Origin of the sequence: Streptomyces sp. NPDC052107 (genome assembly GCF_040680215.1) — a bacterium.
Classification (GTDB): Bacteria; Actinomycetota; Actinomycetes; order Streptomycetales; family Streptomycetaceae; genus Streptomyces.
Map to the genome: position 1 here is coordinate 54566 of NZ_JBFAWG010000014.1, position 16701 is coordinate 71266.

General features: G+C 69.6%; 15 protein-coding genes. 3 read left to right on the plus strand and 12 right to left on the minus strand.

All coding sequences use genetic code 11. The features are described from left to right. The first annotated feature begins 339 nt into the window (after nucleotides 1-339). Nucleotides 340-1770 (plus strand): selenium-binding protein SBP56-related protein, encoded by a 1431-nt coding sequence (locus AB0M27_RS18040; protein ID WP_365722797.1) that lies wholly within the window; start codon nucleotides 340-342, stop codon nucleotides 1768-1770. Nucleotides 1771-1882: 112 nt separating this feature from the next. Here the strand turns inward: AB0M27_RS18040 and AB0M27_RS18045 are convergent, their stop codons facing one another. Continuing rightward, on the minus strand, nucleotides 1883-2620 hold the full coding sequence (locus AB0M27_RS18045) for a Sir2 family NAD-dependent protein deacetylase (RefSeq protein WP_365722799.1): 738 nt from the start codon (nucleotides 2618-2620) through the stop codon (nucleotides 1883-1885). A 118-nt stretch (nucleotides 2621-2738) separates the two neighbouring features. Then, nucleotides 2739-3338, minus strand: a complete 600-nt coding sequence (locus tag AB0M27_RS18050; RefSeq protein ID WP_365722801.1) for a TetR/AcrR family transcriptional regulator — start codon at nucleotides 3336-3338, stop codon at nucleotides 2739-2741. Between the two features lie 146 nt (nucleotides 3339-3484). On the opposite strand from AB0M27_RS18050, the gene AB0M27_RS18055 reads away from it, so the two are divergent. Beyond that, a complete protein-coding gene (locus AB0M27_RS18055) occupies nucleotides 3485-4003 on the plus strand; it encodes an ATP-binding protein (protein WP_365722803.1) in 519 nt (172 codons plus the stop codon). A gap of 166 nt (nucleotides 4004-4169) precedes the next feature. On the opposite strand, the gene AB0M27_RS18060 is transcribed toward AB0M27_RS18055, so the two are convergent. Next, nucleotides 4170-4664, minus strand: coding sequence for an NUDIX hydrolase (locus AB0M27_RS18060; RefSeq protein ID WP_365722805.1), 495 nt, complete (start codon nucleotides 4662-4664; stop codon nucleotides 4170-4172). Further along, nucleotides 4648-5769 (minus strand): ADP-ribosylglycohydrolase family protein, encoded by a 1122-nt coding sequence (locus AB0M27_RS18065; protein ID WP_365722807.1) that lies wholly within the window; start codon nucleotides 5767-5769, stop codon nucleotides 4648-4650. Before AB0M27_RS18065 ends, AB0M27_RS18060 begins: the two co-directional genes overlap by 17 nt. 166 nt (nucleotides 5770-5935) lie before the next feature. On the opposite strand from AB0M27_RS18065, the gene AB0M27_RS18070 reads away from it, so the two are divergent. Then, nucleotides 5936-7078, plus strand: coding sequence for a glycerate kinase (locus tag AB0M27_RS18070; RefSeq protein WP_365722809.1), 1143 nt, complete (start codon nucleotides 5936-5938; stop codon nucleotides 7076-7078). A 64-nt stretch (nucleotides 7079-7142) separates the two neighbouring features. Here AB0M27_RS18070 and AB0M27_RS18075 read toward each other — a convergent pair whose 3' ends face one another. The 8 genes from AB0M27_RS18075 to ccrA form a co-directional block, all read right to left on the minus strand. Next, complete coding sequence (locus AB0M27_RS18075) at nucleotides 7143-8381, minus strand: alpha/beta fold hydrolase (RefSeq protein WP_365722811.1); 1239 nt, start codon at nucleotides 8379-8381, stop codon at nucleotides 7143-7145. 226 nt (nucleotides 8382-8607) lie between these two features. After that, the gene (gene pssA / locus AB0M27_RS18080; RefSeq protein WP_055708676.1) at nucleotides 8608-9429 is read right to left on the minus strand and encodes a CDP-diacylglycerol--serine O-phosphatidyltransferase; all 822 of its coding nucleotides are present in this window, start codon (nucleotides 9427-9429) and stop codon (nucleotides 8608-8610) included. A 22-nt stretch (nucleotides 9430-9451) separates the two neighbouring features. Continuing rightward, nucleotides 9452-10108 carry a phosphatidylserine decarboxylase gene (locus tag AB0M27_RS18085; RefSeq protein WP_067127091.1) on the minus strand — a complete coding sequence of 219 codons (657 nt, stop codon included), beginning with the start codon at nucleotides 10106-10108 and terminating at the stop codon, nucleotides 9452-9454. A gap of 169 nt (nucleotides 10109-10277) precedes the next feature. Next, a complete protein-coding gene (locus tag AB0M27_RS18090; RefSeq protein WP_365722813.1) occupies nucleotides 10278-11483 on the minus strand; it encodes an acyl-CoA dehydrogenase family protein in 1206 nt (401 codons plus the stop codon). Between the two features lie 4 nt (nucleotides 11484-11487). Continuing rightward, a complete protein-coding gene (locus tag AB0M27_RS18095; protein ID WP_365722815.1) occupies nucleotides 11488-12015 on the minus strand; it encodes a MaoC family dehydratase in 528 nt (175 codons plus the stop codon). Nucleotides 12016-12030: 15 nt separating this feature from the next. Continuing rightward, nucleotides 12031-12993 (minus strand): CoA ester lyase, encoded by a 963-nt coding sequence (locus tag AB0M27_RS18100; protein ID WP_365722817.1) that lies wholly within the window; start codon nucleotides 12991-12993, stop codon nucleotides 12031-12033. After that, nucleotides 12990-15017 (minus strand): protein meaA, encoded by a 2028-nt coding sequence (locus AB0M27_RS18105; RefSeq protein WP_365722819.1) that lies wholly within the window; start codon nucleotides 15015-15017, stop codon nucleotides 12990-12992. The genes AB0M27_RS18100 and AB0M27_RS18105 overlap by 4 nt, the downstream gene beginning before the upstream one ends. A 9-nt stretch (nucleotides 15018-15026) precedes the next feature. Beyond that, the gene (ccrA, locus tag AB0M27_RS18110; protein WP_365722940.1) at nucleotides 15027-16364 is read right to left on the minus strand and encodes a crotonyl-CoA carboxylase/reductase; all 1338 of its coding nucleotides are present in this window, start codon (nucleotides 16362-16364) and stop codon (nucleotides 15027-15029) included. Between the last annotated feature and the right edge of the window lie 337 nt (nucleotides 16365-16701).

The following is a 16701-nucleotide window of genomic DNA, read 5'->3' on the forward strand; positions in this document are numbered from 1 at the left end:
GGCCGAGCGGTACGGCAGGGACCAGGAGCGGGCATCCTTGATCGCCCGTGGCGCGGCTGTCGGTCCGGATGCGGTGCAGGAGTTCGTGGGCGCCGTGGTGGGCGGCGATGCCGGCCGGCCCGGCGGCGGGCCGTACCTGCGGGCTGCCGCCGACGGCGAGGAAGACGGTGCACGCCTCGCTGGGGCTCGCGCTGCCGCGTTGGCAGTGCTTCGGGGCTGTGAAACGCTGGCCGTATGGCATGTATGTCCGATATCCGCACATCGATCTCGAACGGATGAGGGCGACTGCCTCTCTGGAGTCACCCGGTTCCAGACTCCCGTTCGGGACAAGGAACAGCCATGACGACGACCGACCACGCCCACCACAGCGGCGACCACGGTGACCCCACCTTGTACCGCACTCCGGCGGACGCCGTCGCCGCACCCCCGGAGAAGCTCGCCTATGTCGTCGGTTTCGACCCGACCGCACAGCGCGCGGACGCGTTGTTCACCGTCGTCACCGACCCCGAATCCCCTGCCTACGGCTGTGTGACCGCCCAGGCCGAACTGCCCGACCCGGGCAACGAACTGCACCACTTCGGGTGGAACGCCTGCTCGAGCGCGCTGGCGCATGCCGGTCATCATCACGCCGCCCGGCGCTACCTCATCGTGCCGGGACTGCGCTCCTCCCGGCTGCACGTCTTCGACACCAGGCCCGATCCCGCCCGCCCCCGCCTGGTCAAGGTGGTCGAGCCGGAAGAGCTGGCCGCCAACGCGGGATATTCGCGTCCACACACCCTCCACTGCGGTCCCGACGGAGTGTTCCTTTCCTGCCTGGGCGGCGCGGACGGTGCGGACGGGCCTGGCGGCGTCGCGCTGCTGGACCACGAAAGCTTCGCAGTGCTGCGCGCCTGGGAGAGTGACCGCGGACCGCAGCGGTTCGCCTACGACGTCTGGTGGCATCTGCGCCAGAACATCGCTGTGACCAGCGAGTGGGGGACCCCGTCGATGATCGAGGACGGCCTTGTACCCGAGTTGCTGCTGGGTCGCCGATACGGCCACTCACTGCACTTCTGGGAGCTGGACTCGGGCCGGCACCTGCAGCGCGTCGACCTGGGGGACGAGAACCAGATGGTGCTGGAACTGCGTCCCGCGCACGACCCCGAGGCGACGTGGGGGTTCGCAAGCACCGTGGTCGACGTAGAGGACCTCTCGGCGTCTGTGTGGTTGTGGAACCGGGAGGGCGAGGACCGCGTGGTCCGCAAGGTGATCACCCTCCCCGCCGAGTCCGCCCCGGCGGAGGACCTACCCCCTGTGCTGCAGCCGTTCGGCGCCGTGCCGCCGTTCATCACCGACATCGACCTGTCGGTGGACGACCAGTGGCTGTACGTGTCCGCATGGGCAACCGGTGACCTGCTCCAGTACGACGTGAGCGACCCGTTCCATCCGAGACAGACCGCGTCCGTGCGTCTTGGCGGCGTCGTCGGCCGACGGCCGCATCCCGCCGAGCCGGACATTCCGCTCACCGGCGGAGCGCAGATGGTCGAGCTCAGCCGCGACGGGCGGCGCGCGTACGTGACCAACTCCTTGTACTCCGCCTGGGACGCGCAGGTCTATCCAGCGGGCATCGACCCGTGGATGGTCAAGCTCGACGCCGACACCACCCACGGTGGGCTTTCCATCGACAGCCGTTTCTTCCCGCACGGCCCGGACTTTCTCGGCTTGCGCGTGCACCAGACGCGCCTGCAGGGCGGCGACGCATCCTCGGATTCGTACTGCTACCGCCGCTGACCGCTCACGCTTGGACTCCCTCGTCCTCGTGTGCGAGGTCTCGTACTACTACGAGGCCCATGTGAGCCGCGGCGACTCCTGAGGCGGGCGGGGCCTGGTGGCGAACGGGTCCTTACGTGCCGCCCTGGGTCCGGATGCGGTCCAGCAGCGTGGGCAGCGCGGTGCCGATCGGTTCGCGTACGACCTCGTCGGCGAGGTCGTCGTACGGCGTCGGTTCGGCGTTGACGATGATCAGACGGGCGCCGTGGTCCGCGGCGACCCCGACCAGGCCGGCGGCGGGCTGCACCTGCAGGCTGCTGCCGACGGCGACGAACAGGGTGCACGCCTTGCTGATGGACACCGCCTGACCGAGGACGACCGGGTCCAGTCGCTCACCGAACATCACGGTCGCCGACTTCAGGATGCCGCCGCATTCCAGACAGGCCGGGTCCTCCTCGCCGGCCTCGACGCGGGCGAGGGCGTCCTCCATCGGCCCGCGGGCGTAGCACCGGGTGCACACGACACTGCGTGCGCTGCCGTGCAGTTCGAGCACCTTGCGGGCGGGCATGCCGGCCATCTGGTGCAGCCCGTCCACGTTCTGCGTGATGACCCGGACGGGGATGCCGGACTTCTCCAGCTCGGCGACGGCCCGGTGCGCGGCGTTCGGCTCGGCCTTGAGCGTCCGGTTCCTCCGCCGCATCTGCCAGGACCGCCGCCGGATCTCCGGGTCCGCCATGTAGTACTCGTAGGTGACGAGCTTCTCGGCCTCCGGATCCCGCCGCCACAGCCCGTTCGGCCCGCGGTAGTCCGGGATTCCGGAGTCGGTGGAGATGCCTGCGCCACTGAGCAGGGCGAGGAGAGGCCTGTCCATGGGCCGAGAGTAGGACGCCCGTCCGATCGGGGCGAGCGGATATCGGGGCCGAGTCCCCGGTCCTCGGCCGTGGCGCGGTGAGGTGCCGGTGGGCAGCGCAGCGCGTTTTGACCGAGCGTCACGCCCGGGCCCGCCATTCCGGTTCCAGGATGTCGAGGAGAACGTGGAAGGCCTGGTCCGCCCGGTCCCAGTGGCCGTTCGCCAGCGGGGCGATCACGAGGCCGAAGGTGGAGTCGGTCAGCAGGGCGGCCTGCGTGCGGGCCCGCTCCTGGTCCATGCCGAGATCGCGGAAGACGCTGGTGAGCAGGTCCGTCCACTCGGTGACGATGTCGTGCAGGACGGGCCCGTACCGGTCCGGGTGGAGCAGGCTGGCGCTCATGATCTCGAGATAGAGGGGGAGCGAGGCACGTACGTCGGGGTCGCCGAACTGACGCCACACCGCCTCCATGAAGCGACGGAGGCCCGCCGCGTCCCTCGGTGAGCCGAAGGCCTCCAGCAGCTCGCGGGTGCGCAGAAGAGGCCGGCGCTCGTAGCCCGCGAGGGCCTCGGCGACCATGCGTTCCTTGGAGCCGAAGTAGTACAGGAGCATGCGGTCGCTGGTGCCCAGCGCACGGGCCAGGGGCCGCAGGGAGAGGTCCGTCAGCCCGTTGCGGAGGACGTATGCGCGGACCCGGTCGAGCAGGTCGCGTCGTTTGGCCGGGTCGGGCGGCCGGGGCATGAGGGCTCCTGAACGCGTGAGGGAAGTTCGGGCAATGTGCCCCTATAAATACTCTTGGCGATGTCTTTACCGTAGCACCCGCTACGTATATATTTGAGGTGTAGCGACTGCTACATGTACGGACTCGCTCAGAAGGACTGATTCCTATGGCCACCCACGCCGCCCTCTCCTGGGCCACCCGGCAGTGGGCCCTGTGGTCCCGTGCGCTCGCACCAATACGACCGCTGGACGCGCCACGTGGCCGCGCCACCGTCTGGGACGCCTCCTGGCCCCTGCCCCGGGAGCTCACCTCGGCGGGCCGGGCCCGGCGGCTGGTGACCGCTCAGCTGAGCGACTGGGCGTTGGCCGACCTGGCCGACACCGCCGAGCTCCTGGTCAGCGAGGTGGTCACCAACGCCCTGCGCCACACCCGCGGGCCGCTCAGGCTCAACCTGCGGGTGCGTGACTCCCGTCTGGCATGCGAGGTCGAGGACACCGAGTCCGCCGGCCCCCTGCGCAGCGTCGTAGACACCGACGCGGAAGGCGGGCGCGGAACGGAACTCCTCGACCTGCTCGCGGACGCCTGGGGCAGCACGGAGACAGCCACGGGCAAGACCATCTGGTTCGAACTGCAATCCGAGCACCGGGCCGTGGAAGGCGCCGAGACCGCCTTGATGATGGCCTGAGCGCGTTCAGCCCAGCCGCGGCCCGGTACCCGCCGGCCGAGCAGCCGCACCCCGAGTGCGGCCAGGGTCAGCAGCGCCGGCGGCCCCGCGAGGACCCGGCGCAGGCAGCTCGGGTCGTCGGCGGGATCGGGAACGGTGACGGCAGGACCGGTGGGATCCGGGCCGGTCATGCCACGCGGTGGCCGTTCTCCAGTTCCGCGGTGCCGGAGCCGTCCGCGAGGACGTCCAGGGCTGTCAGGACGCGGCGGCCCAGGGCCCCGGGGAGGTGGCCGGTGATCTCCTCGCGCGGGACCAGGCGCCAGGACAGCAGCTCCTCCTCCTGGAGCCGGATCGCCTTCAGCTCGGCCTCCGTGAGGACACCGCCGTCGTACAGGTACGCCACCAGCGGGGGCCGGCCCACGCCGTGCACCCAGTCCACGGTCAGCAGCCGGCCCGGCTCCCGGTCGAGCCCGATCTCCTCCAGCGTCTCCCGGCGTGCGCCCTGGCGCGGGGTCTCCCCGTCGTCCGACTCGATCGTGCCACCCGGAAGCGCCCAGCCCTCACGGTAGTTGGGCTCGACCAGCAGCACGCGCCCCTCGGTGTCGCGGAAGAGCGCGGCCGCGCCGGCGAGGACACGGGGCAGGCTCGCGATGTACGTGGCGAAGTCAGGAGTCGTGGTCATTGGGGAAGGGTAACCAGGCGCGGGGCGGCTGAGGGCCCGCCGTCGCCAGGCGCAGGGTGCGTTCCGCCAGCGCACTGATCCGTACGCCGTCGAAGCCGAACACCGCGCTCCGTACCGTGTCCTGCAGCGGGTCCTTCCACTGGGCCGGGATCGCGGCCGCGCCCGTGAGCACCCCGGCCACCGAGCCGGCCGTCGCCCCGTTGGAGTCGGTGTCCAGCCCGCCGCGCACGGTCAGCGCGATGGTCCGGGTGAAGTCGCCTTCGCCGTACAGCAGCCCGGCGGTGAGGACGGCGGCGTTCGGGACGGTGTGGATCCAGCCGAGCCCGGCGGTCTCCGCGGCCAGCGTGGCCAGGGTCTCCTCCCAGGGCAGCCGCGTCTCGTGCAGGGTCATGACCCGCCGTACGGTACGGGCGAGCCTGCTGCTCGCCGGGATCACGCCGAGCGCCGTGTCGAGTGCGTCCCGCACGGTGGGGGCGGTGAAGGCGGCGGCGATCAGCGCGGCCGCCCACATGGCGCCGTACACGCCGTTCCCGGTGTGCGACAGCACCGCGTCCCGGCGGGCGAGGCCGGCGGCGACCGCGGGGTCGCCGGGGCGGGTCCAGCCGTAGACGTCGGCGCGGATCAGCGCGCCGATCCACTCCTGGTACGGGTTGTCGTACGTCGCTGTCAGCGGAGGCTTCAGTCCGTTGGCGAGATTGCGGTACGCCGCCCGTTCCGCGGTGAAGGTCTGCAGATACGGCAGCCGCAGCAGCCACAGGTCGCCGACCTGCTCGGTGCTGAAGCCGAAGCCGTACGTCTCCAGCAGGTGCAGGCCGAGGATCGCGTAGTCGACGTCGTCGTCGCGCACACTGCCGCGGATCCGGCCGCGCACGCACTCGCGCCACTCCGGGCGCAGTACGGCGCCGTCGGCCGCGTCGGCGGGCTCGGGCAGGTAGTCAGTGAGCGGCAGCGCCTCGGCCTTGCGCAGATAGCGGTCGATGAGCTCGCGGGTCCACACCTCGCCCTGCTCCACCGGCTTGCCGAGCATGTTGCCCGCGATCCGGCCCAGCCAGCCGCCGTGGATGCGGTCGGCGAGGGCGGGGGATTGCGGGCGCTGGCTGGTCATGGCTGGGATCTACCCGTTTTCCCCATGCTCCTCCCAGCCGCTTTCCCAGCCCTCGGTCGGGGCATGACGCCGGGGGTGTCATCCGGTTAAGGTCGCAGCGGCGCGACTGGCCCTGACGTGTGCGGGGCCCGGAGAGCAAGGGGAAAGCAAGGTGGCGGACGCTGCAGTGAACGAGACCCGTCGGGTGCTCATCGCCGCGGACAAGTTCAAGGGCTCGCTGACGGCCGTGCAGGTCGCCGAGCGGGTGACGGCCGGGCTGCGCCGGGTCGTGCCGGACCTCTCGGTCGAGGCGCTGCCCGTGGCCGACGGCGGCGACGGGACCGTGGACGCGGCGGTCGCGGCCGGTTTCGAGCGCCGCGAGGTACGGGTCGCCGGGCCGCTGGGCGAGGAGGTGACCGCCGCGTTCGCGCTGCGCGGCCGGACCGCGGTCGTGGAGATGGCCGAGGCGAGCGGCCTCCAGCGCCTGCCCGCCGGGGTCTTCGCGCCCCTGACGGCCTCCACGTACGGCTCCGGCGAACTGCTGCGGGCCGCGCTCGACGCCGGCGCCCGGACGATCGTTTTCGGCGTCGGCGGCAGCGCCACGACCGACGGCGGCGCGGGGATGCTGTCCGCGCTGGGCGCGCGCTTCCTGACCGAGAGCGGCGAGCCGGCGTCGCCGGGCGGCGGCGGGCTGGCGGAACTCGCCCGCGCCGACCTGTCCGGCCTGGACCCGCGCCTGTCCTCGGTGGAGCTCGTGCTGGCGAGCGACGTCGACAATCCGCTGACCGGGCCGAAGGGCGCGCCGGCGGTGTACGGCCCGCAGAAGGGCGCCTCGCCGGACGACGTGGAGACCCTGGACGCGGCCCTCGCCCACTTCGCCAAGGTCCTGGAGGCCGAGGCCGAGGCCGGGCCGCGGGCGGCGGAGTACGCGGCGTCGCCGGGCGCGGGGGCGGCTGGCGGCATCGGCTACGGCGCGCTGCTCCTCGGCGCCCGTTTCCGGCCCGGCATCGAGGTCATGCTGGACGTCCTGGGCTTCGCGCCCGCGCTGGAGCGGGCCTCGCTGGTGATCACCGGTGAGGGCTCGCTGGACGAGCAGACGCTGCACGGGAAGGCGCCGGCGGGGGTCGCCGCCGCCGCGCGGGCCGCGGGCAAGGAGGTCGTCGCGGTGTGCGGCCGGCTCGCCCTGCCCACGGAGGCGCTGCAGCGGGCCGGGATCCGGCAGGCGTACCCACTCACCTCGGTCGAGCCGGACGTGGCGCGGTGCATCGCGGAGGCCGGGCCGATCCTGGAGGACGTGGCGGAACGGATCGCCCGGGACCGGCTGGTCTGAGCGGGCGAGACGCCTGACGGGTCGGGCGGCCCGCCCGTCGGGCATCCTCGCGTGGCGTGCGCGTCTACTCCAGAGGTGTGATGTCGCCGTCCACGTCGCGGAAGTAGCTACCTGTCGTGAGCCCGTGCACCTTGCCGTCGTCGAGCCACTGACTCGACAGGTCGTGCAGGGCCTGGGCCCGCCGTTCCCAGACCATGGAGTGTCCGGCCGCCGCGAAGCGGAACATGAGCTTCTCGTTGCCCTGGATGGCCTGGTAGAGCGCCGGGACCGAGAAGTACAGGACGTCAGGCAACGAGGACGAGGTGTTGGCCTGCTTGTCCTGCTCTCCGTAGATGATGAGCACGGGCACCCGGTCGCCGAGTATGAGCCTGCCCGCAGCGTCCTTGAGCGGTACGGTCTGTTTGTTCCACCCCCACCAGTACGAGTTCCGGTAGCGCAACACGCCCTCGGGCGTGCCGTCCGGCAACCAACGTCCCCACTTGGCGCCCTCGGGGTCCTCGGCCATGAGGGCGTCCCACACCGCGTCGACCATGCCGGGCTCCCGCTGCTCGGGGCCGGACTGCTCGCCGTCCCACCCGGTCGTGAAGCCGGTCTTGCTGCCGACGTTCATCGGGAAGCCGAAGGTGACGGCCGGCGTGGACACCGGCAGCGTCTGGGCTTCGGGCGGGCGTCCGAAGGGGTCCGAGGGGACGGTGGACCAGCGGCCCTTCGGCGGGAAGATCGGGGCCAGCAGGGTCAGTGTCCTGACGTTGCCGGGGTGCTTCAGGGTGTACGGGCCCAGGACGAACGCGCCCGCGGACCAGCCGATGAAGTCGATCGGCTTGTTCCTTTCGGGCAGACCCCGGATGAAGTTGACCACGGTGTCGAGCTCCGCCCACTCACTCTCGGAATTGCCCAGTTGGTGCGGGTAGGGCGGCGACGGTGGGCACGGTTGGGCCAGCGGGTTGGGCACCAGGACCGGTTGCTGCTGGGCCGGGTTGGCGTTGCAGGGGTCGTCCATCCTGGGCCGGGGGGACCGACCGTTGCCCTGCAGGTCCATGAGGAAGACGTCGTAGCCGTGGTGCGCCAGCTCCTGCGCCCAGCTGTACCGGATGTCGGAACCGCCGGCGCTGGGCGGGAGCACGAGGTCGAAGCCGGTGACCACCGGGGAGCTTCTGCCGTGGAGCATCAGCACCGGTTTCGGCTCCTGGTGTCCGCGGGTGCCGTTGTACTCGCGGACGAACAGTTCTACCTGTTCGTTGCGGTTCGCCGGGATTGTAGAGGTGTGGCGGACGCGGTAGTCCGCGCTGGAGTACGAGGACATGGCCGTCCTCCGATGCGAGAGGTGTGATGAATCCCCCTGAGGCAGGCAAATGCCATAGGCAAACCCTGCGTATTCCACCGTCCTCCGTCCTGTGCGCCGTCGCAACTCGGCTGGAACGGCGGGTAGTTGACACCTCAACGGGGAATCCGGGCAGACCTTGAACGCGAAACGGGTGTGGCCCGAGCCGCGAAGGCTCGGGCCACACCCGTCAGTGCCGAGATGAGGGTCAGGGCAGCTGTGCCGCCCGTGCCTCCCGCCGGTTGTCGCGGAAGTTGTTCACCCGCCGAGCCGTGGCGAACAACGGAATCACCGCGCCCATGACCAGCTGGAGCGCGCAGCCCGTCTGGAGCAGCAGCTGCCCGCTGGGCGCGTCGAAGGCCCAGGCCGCCAGCAGGCCCATCGACAGCACGATCCAGGACAGCATGGCCCCGGCCAGGCGGCCCCTGGGCTTCGGGTACTCCACCCGGCTCACCATCAGCCACGCCGTACCCAGAATCGCCAGCAGCGTCGCCACGAAGGGCAGCTCCAGCAGCACGATGGAGACCACCGTCAGCGCCCCGAAGGGGCTGGGCATGCCCTGGAACATGCCGTCCTTCATGGTCACGCACGAGAAGCGGGCCAGGCGCAGGACGACGGCCAGGAGCACCACGATTGCCCCGAGCGCCGCCATTCTCTGGTGCGCGTCGTCCGCGACCATGCCGTAGACGAGGACGAAGTACGCGGGCGCGAGCCCGAAGCTGATCAGGTCGGAGAGGTTGTCCAGCTCCGCGCCCATCGGCGACGAGCGCAGCTTGCGGGCCACCAGTCCGTCGAACAGGTCGAAGACGGCCGCGCAGAGCATCAGGATGACGGCCGTGGCGGCGCTGTGCCGCGCCATGCCGGCGGACTCGTCGTTCCCGGTCAGGTGCGGGATCAGGATGCCGGTGGTGGTGAAGTACACCGCCATGAACCCGCACGTGGCGTTGCCCAGGGTGAGGGTGTCCGCTATCGACAGGCGGAGAGAGAGGGGCATCTCCTCCTCTTCGTCCACTTCGTCGGCCTCGGGCACCCAGCCGGCCTGGGTCTCCGGATCAATCACGGTCAATGCGAGTCACCCCAGCCACGGTCTTCTGGCCGACCTCGACCGCGACCTCCACGCCCTCGGGCAGGTAGAGGTCGACACGCGAGCCGAAGCGGATCAGACCGATACGGTCACCCTGCTCGACCTTCGTGCCCTCAGGGATGTAGGGCACGATGCGGCGGGCCACCGCGCCGGCGATCTGGATCATCTCGATGTCGCCGAGTTCGGTGTCGAAATGCCAGACTACGCGCTCGTTGTTCTCGCTCTCCTTGTTGAAAGCCGGAACAAAGCCGCCGGGGATGTGCTCGACGGACGTCACCGTGCCCGCGAGGGGCGCGCGGTTGACGTGGACGTTCAGCGGGCTCATGAAGATCGCGACGCGGGTGCGCCCGTCCTTCCACGGCATGATGCTCTGCACCACACCGTCGGCGGGCGAGATCACCCGGCCGGAGCCGATCTCGCGCTCGGGGTCGCGGAAGAACCACAGCATGCCCGCGGCGAGCGCGGTGGCGGGCACGGCCACGGCCTTGGCCGCGCCGGAGCGACGGGCGCGGGCCAGGCTGAGGGCTGCGGTGGCGACGGTCGGGAGAAGCCACGGCGATGCTCCGCGCGCGAGGCGTACGCCAGCTCGGCTGTCGCGAGGTGCAGAGGTTTGGCTGTGGGGCATGGATGACCTTCGTAGCGGATGATGCCGCGCAAGACGGGGGACGGCGGCTTTCCCGGGATCGTACCGGTCGCGGGCTGCAACTGGGCAAGCCAGGCTGCCGAGTCGACGGCCGAAGTGCGCATACGGGGTGTGATCTTCTTCTCGAAGAAAACACCCCGCATCCGGACAATCAGCCCTGGAATCGATACTCTTCGAGCAGTCTGCGGCCGATGATCATTTTCTGGATCTCGGCGGTGCCTTCACCGATGAGCAGCATCGGGGCCTCCCGGTAGAGGCGCTCGATCTCGTACTCCTTGGAGAAGCCGTAGCCGCCGTGGATCCGGAAGGCGTCCTCCACGACCTCCTTGCAGTACTCGGAGGCCAGGTACTTCGCCATCCCGGCTTCAAGGTCGTTACGCTGGCCGGAGTCCTTTTTGCGGGCCGCGTTGACCATCATCGCATGGGCGGCCTCGACCTTGGTGGCCATCTCCGCCAGCTTGAACTGGATGGCCTGGTGCTGGGCGATCGGCTTGCCGAAGGTGTGCCGCTGCTGGGCGTACTGGACGCCGAGCTCGAAGGCACGCTGGGCGACGCCGCAGCCACGCGCCGCCACGTTGACCCGGCCGACCTCGACGCCGTCCATCATTTGGTAAAAACCTCGGCCGGTGACGCCGCCGAGCACCCGATCGGCGGGTACCCGCAGGCCGTCCATGATCAGCTCGGTGGTGTCGACGCCCTTGTAGCCCATCTTCTCGATCTTGCCGGGGATGGTCAGCCCCGGGCGGACCTCGCCGAAGCCCGGCTCCTTCTCGATCAGGAAGGTCGTCATGGACTTGTGGGGCGCCGTGCCCTCGGGGTGTCCTTCGTCACTCCGGACGAGGACGGCCACGAGGGAGGACGTCCCGCCGTTCGTCAGCCACATCTTCTGGCCGTTCAGGACGTACTCGTCGCCGTCCTTGACCGCCTTCGACGTGATCGCCGACACATCGGAGCCCAGGCCCGGCTCCGACATCGAGAAGGCGCCCCGGATGTCGCCGGCCGCCATCCTCGGCAGGAAGTGGTCCTTCTGCTCCTGCGTGCCGTGCTGCTTGAGCATGTACGCGACGATGAAGTGGGTGTTGATGATGCCGGACACCGACATCCAGCCGCGGGCGATCTCCTCCACGCACAGCGCGTAGGTCAGGAGCGACTCGCCCAGACCCCCGTACTCCTCGGGGATCATCAGACCGAACAGGCCGAGTTCCTTCAGGCCGTCCACGATCTGCTGCGGGTACTCGTCGCGGTGCTCCAGCTCGGTCGCGACAGGAATGATCTCCTTGTCGACAAAGTCCCGGACGGTGGAGAGGATCTCCTGCTGGACGTCGGTCAGACCGGCGGTCTGGGCGAGACGGGCCATGGCTCTACTTCTCCGTGTTCTTTTCCGCAGGTGCGGTCGGCTCGGGGCGGCCGGGCTGCTCGCCGCCGCGCTCCTTGATGTACGTCTCGGTGGGCACCATCACCTTGCGGCGGAAGACACAGACGAGCGTGCCGTCCTGCTTGTAGCCCTTGGTCTCGACGTAGACGATCCCGCGGTCGTTCTTCGACTTCGACGGCCACTTGTCGAGCACGGTCGTCTCGCCGTAGATCGTGTCGCCGTGGAAGGTCGGCGCCACGTGCTTGAGCGACTCGATCTCCAGGTTGGCGATCGCCTTGCCGGAGATGTCCGGCACGGACATGCCGAGCAGCAGGGAGTAGATGTAGTTCCCGACGACGACGTTCTTGCCGAAGTCCGTCGTCTTCTCCGCATAGTTCGTGTCCATGTGGAGCGGGTGGTGGTTCATGGTGAGGAGACAGAACAGGTGGTCGTCGTACTCCGTGACCGTCTTGCCCGGCCAGTGCTTGTACGTCGCCCCGACCTCGAACTCCTCGTAGGTGCGTCCGAACTGCATCGCGCTCAGGGCTCCTTAGCTGACGGGGGTCTCGAACTTCGACGTGCGCTGCATGCCGGCGGCCCGGCCCTTGCCGGAGATGACCAGGGCCATCTTGCGGCTGGCCTCGTCGATCATCTCGTCGCCGAGCATCGCGGAGCCCTTCTTGCCGCCCGCCTCGGACGTGTAGTAGTCGTACGCGTCCAGGATCAGCTCGGCGTGGTCGTAGTCCTCCTGGGAGGGCGAGAAGATCTCGTTGGAGGCCTCGACCTGGCCCGGGTGCAGCACCCACTTGCCGTCGAAGCCGAGCGCGGCGGCGCGCTGGGCGACCTCGCGGTAGCCCTCGACGTTGCGGATCTGCAGGTAGGGGCCGTCGATCGCCTGGAGGTCGTTGGCGCGGGCGGCCATCAGGATCTTCATCAGGATGTAGTGGTAGGCGTCCGCCGGGTAGCCGGGCGGCTGCTCGCCCACGACGAGGGACTTCATGTTGATGGAGGCCATGAAGTCGGCCGGGCCGAAGATGATCGTCTCGATGCGCGGGGAGGCCTGCGCGATCGCGTTGACGTTGTTCAGGCCCTGCGCGTTCTCGATCTGCGCCTCGATGCCGATCTTGCCGACCTCGAAGCCCATGGTCTTCTCGATCTGGGTGAGCAGGAGGTCCAGCGCGACGATCTGCTCGGCCGTCTGCACCTTCGGAAGCATGATGCAGTCGAGGTTCTGCCCGGCGCCCTCGACCACGGTCACGACGTCACGGTACGTCCACTCGGTCGTCCAGTCGTTGACCCGCACCACGCGCGTCTTGCCGGTCCAGTCGCCCTCGTTGAGGAACTTGACGATGGTGTGCCGCGCCTCGGGCTTGGCGAGCGGCGCGCACGCGTCCTCCAGGTCGAGGAAGACCTGGTCCGCCGGGAGACCCTGCGCCTTCTCCAGGAAGCGGGGGTTCGAACCGGGTACTGCCAGGCACGAGCGCCGCGGGCGGAGACGGTTGACGGTCGTCATGCGGGGACCTCCAGAGGGTCGAGCTTGTTCGCTTTCCGGATCTCGTCGACGATTCGGCCGATGATTCCGGTGATGTCGAAGTCCTTCGGGGTGAAGACGGCGGCCACTCCGGCGGCCCTGAGCTGCTCGGCGTCACCGTTCGGGATGATGCCACCTGCGATCACAGGTATATCTGTGGCACCGGCCACACGCAGCCGCTGGAGTACGTCCGGCACCAGTTGGGCGTGCGAGCCGGACAGGATCGACAGGCCCACGGCATGGACGTCCTCGGCGAGGGCGGCGTCCACGATCTGTTCGGGCGTCAGCCGGATGCCCTGGTAGACCACTTCGAAGCCGGCGTCACGCGCGCGTACGGCGATCTGCTCGGCGCCGTTGGAGTGCCCGTCCAGGCCCGGCTTGCCGACCAGGAAGCGCAGCTTGCCGACGCCCAGCTCGCGGGCGGTGGCGTCCACCTTGGCGCGGACCTCGGCGAGCGCGGAGCCCGGCTCCGCGGCGACCGCCATCGGCGCGGAGGAGACCCCGGTGGGCGCCCGGTACTCGCCGAACACCTCGCGCAGGGCCGCCGCCCACTCACCGGTGGTGACCCCGGCGCGGGCGCACTCCAGCGTGGCCTCCATGAGGTTGTCGGTGCCCTTGGCGGCCTCCTTCAGCCGCTCCAGCGCCTTGCAGGGGCGCGGGTGGTTGAACGGCGGCTGGTAGCGCGTGTCGCGCCAGTTCTGGAGCCCGGCGACGACCCGGGCCTCGACCGCCGGGTCGACCGTCATGATCGCGGTGTCCAGATCGGCCGTCAGGGGGTTCGGCTCGGTGCCCTCGAAGGCGTTGACGCCGACGATCTTCTCCTGGCCGGACTCGATCCGGGCCCGGCGCTCGGCGTGCGAGGAGACCAGCTGCGACTTCAGGTAGCCGGACTCCACGGCGGCCATGGCGCCGCCCATCTCCTGGATGCGGTCGATCTCGGCGAGGGCGTCCCCGACCAGCTGGTCCACTTTCGCCTCGATCACCTTCGAGCCCTCGAAGATGTCCTCGTACTCCAGCAGATCGCTCTCGTACGCCAGCACCTGCTGGATGCGCAGCGACCACTGCTGGTCCCACGGGCGGGGCAGGCCCAGCGCCTCGTTCCAGGCGGGCAGCTGCACGGCACGCGCGCGTGCGTCCTTGGAGAGGGTCACGGCCAGCATCTCCAGCACGATCCGCTGGACGTTGTTCTCCGGCTGCGCCTCCGTCAGGCCGAGGGAGTTGACCTGGACGCCGTAGCGGAACCGGCGCTGCTTGGGGTCCTCGATGCCGTACCGCTCACGGGTGACCTTGTCCCAGATGCGGCCGAACGCCCGCATCTTGCACATCTCCTCGATGAAGCGGACGCCCGCGTTCACGAAGAAGGAGATACGGGCGACCACGTCACCCATGCGCTCCTGCGGCACCTGGCCGGAGTCGCGGACGGCGTCGAGGACGGCGATGGCGGTGGACATCGCGTACGCGATCTCCTGCACCGGCGTGGCCCCGGCCTCCTGCAGGTGGTAGCTGCAGATGTTGATCGGGTTCCACTTCGGGATGTGGGAGACCGTGTACGCGATCATGTCCGTCGTCAGGCGGAGCGACGGCCCCGGCGGGAAGACGTGCGTCCCGCGGGACAGGTACTCCTTGACGATGTCGTTCTGGGTCGTGCCCTGGAGCTTGGTGATGTCCGCGCCCTGCTCCTCCGCGACGACCTGGTAGAGCGCCAGCAGCCACATGGCGGTGGCGTTGATCGTCATCGAGGTGTTCATCTGCTCCAGGGGGATGCCCTGGAACAGCCGGCGCATGTCACCGAGGTGCGCGACGGGCACGCCCACCCGGCCGACCTCGCCGCGGGCGAGGATGTGGTCGGGGTCGTAGCCGGTCTGCGTCGGCAGGTCGAACGCCACCGACAGACCGGTCTGGCCCTTGGCGAGGTTGCGTCGGTACAGCTCGTTGGACGCCTCGGCCGTGGAGTGGCCGGCGTACGTCCGCATGAGCCACGGACGGTCCTTCTGACGCTCTGTCATCTGCGGCTCTCAGACGTTCCGGAAGCGGTTGATGGCGTCGACGTGCTTGGCGCGCATCTCCTCGTCGCGCACGCCCAGGCCCTCCTCGGGAGCCAGGCACAGCACGCCGACCTTGCCCTGGTGCAGGTTGCGGTGCACGTCGTACGCCGCCTGGCCGGTGTCCTCCAAGGAGTAGACCTTCGACAGGGTCGGGTGGATCTTGCCCTTGGAGATCAGGCGGTTGGCCTCCCAGGCCTCGCGGTAGTTGGCGAAGTGGGAGCCGATGATCCGCTTCAGGGACATCCACAGGTAGCGGTTGTCGTACTCGTGGTTGTACCCGGAGGTCGAGGCACAGGTGACGATCGTGCCGCCCTTGCGGGTGACGTAGACCGAGGCGCCGAAGGTCTCGCGGCCGGGGTGCTCGAAGACGATGTCGACGTCCTCGCCACCGGTGAGCTCACGGATGCGCTTGCCGAAGCGCTTCCACTCCTTCGGGTCCTGGGTGTGCTCGTCCTTCCAGAACTTGTAGTCCTCGGCGCTGCGGTCGATGATCAGCTCGGCGCCCATCTTCCGGCAGATCTCGGCCTTCTGCTCGCTGGAGACCACGCAGATCGGGGTGGCGCCGCCGGCCAGCGCGAACTGGGTGGCGTAACTGCCGAGGCCGCCGCTCGCGCCCCAGATCAGGACGTTGTCGCCCTGCTTCATCCGGGCGCCGTTGCCGGAGACCAGCTGGCGGTAGGCGGTGGAGTTGACCAGGCCCGGGGCCGCGGCCTCCTCCCAGCTCAGGTGAGCCGGCTTCGGCATCAGCTGGTTGGACTTGACCAGCGCGACCTCGGCGAGGCCGCCGAAGTTGGTCTCGAAGCCCCAGATGCGCTGCTCGGGGTCGAGCATGGTGTCGTTGTGGCCGTCGGAGGACTCCAGCTCGACGGACAGACAGTGCGCGACGACCTCGTCACCGGGCTTCCAGGCGTTGACGCCGGGGCCGGTGCGCAGGACCACGCCCGCGAGGTCGGAGCCGATGATGTGGTACGGCAGGTCGTGGCGCTTGGTCAGCTCGCTGAGCTTGCCGTAGCGCTCCAGGAAGCCGAACGTCGGCAGGGGCTCGAAGATCGAGGTCCACACCGAGTTGTAGTTGACCGAGGAGGCCATGACGGCCACCAGGGCCTCGCCCGGGCCCAGCTCGGGCACGGGAACGTCGTCCAGGTGGATCGACTTGCGCGGGTCCTTGTCGCGGGTCTCCAGGCCCGCGAACATCTCCGTCTCGTCCTTGTGCACGGTGATCGCGCGGTACGACTCGGGCAGCGGCAGGGCGGCGAAGTCGGCGGACGTGGCGTCCTTCGACTGGATCGCGTCCAGGATGTCCTTCACGGTCACGGTGTTGCCTCCGGCGGTGAGCGCCCTGAGGGAGGGGCGCTGAGGGTTCGTCGGTGCTGTTGCTGGGAGTGCTGCTGAGGGTTTTGGAAAGGTGCCGTCGGTTCGGCTCGGTGGTGCTTCGGCAGCGCTTTGTGGCGCGGGAGGTTGCCTGTGACGCAGGCGTCCGGGCGCGCGGGCCGTTGGCCCTTGGGGACAGCCGGCGAGCGAACGGTCTCTGCTCGCCGGCCGCCCGGACACCTTCAACGTATGACACCGCGTGTCAGGCCGCAAGGCACTGAGTGCCAGAAATGGGGCTCAGGTGAAATCTTTACGTAACAAATGAGCGATGATC

Excerpts from the sequence above, each read along its gene's own strand:
- AB0M27_RS18040 (WP_365722797.1), top strand. The coding sequence starts at position 340 with ATGACGACGACCGACCACGCCCACCACAGCGGCGACCACGGTGACCCC.
- AB0M27_RS18045 (WP_365722799.1), bottom strand. The coding sequence starts at position 2,620 with ATGGACAGGCCTCTCCTCGCCCTGCTCAGTGGCGCAGGCATCTCCACC.
- AB0M27_RS18050 (WP_365722801.1), bottom strand. The coding sequence starts at position 3,338 with ATGCCCCGGCCGCCCGACCCGGCCAAACGACGCGACCTGCTCGACCGG.
- AB0M27_RS18055 (WP_365722803.1), top strand. The coding sequence starts at position 3,485 with ATGGCCACCCACGCCGCCCTCTCCTGGGCCACCCGGCAGTGGGCCCTG.
- AB0M27_RS18060 (WP_365722805.1), bottom strand. The coding sequence starts at position 4,664 with ATGACCACGACTCCTGACTTCGCCACGTACATCGCGAGCCTGCCCCGT.
- AB0M27_RS18065 (WP_365722807.1), bottom strand. The coding sequence starts at position 5,769 with ATGACCAGCCAGCGCCCGCAATCCCCCGCCCTCGCCGACCGCATCCAC.
- AB0M27_RS18075 (WP_365722811.1), bottom strand. The coding sequence starts at position 8,381 with ATGTCCTCGTACTCCAGCGCGGACTACCGCGTCCGCCACACCTCTACA.
- AB0M27_RS18085 (WP_067127091.1), bottom strand. The coding sequence starts at position 10,108 with ATGCCCCACAGCCAAACCTCTGCACCTCGCGACAGCCGAGCTGGCGTA.
- AB0M27_RS18090 (WP_365722813.1), bottom strand. The coding sequence starts at position 11,483 with ATGGCCCGTCTCGCCCAGACCGCCGGTCTGACCGACGTCCAGCAGGAG.
- AB0M27_RS18095 (WP_365722815.1), bottom strand. The coding sequence starts at position 12,015 with ATGCAGTTCGGACGCACCTACGAGGAGTTCGAGGTCGGGGCGACGTAC.
- AB0M27_RS18100 (WP_365722817.1), bottom strand. The coding sequence starts at position 12,993 with ATGACGACCGTCAACCGTCTCCGCCCGCGGCGCTCGTGCCTGGCAGTA.
- AB0M27_RS18105 (WP_365722819.1), bottom strand. The coding sequence starts at position 15,017 with ATGACAGAGCGTCAGAAGGACCGTCCGTGGCTCATGCGGACGTACGCC.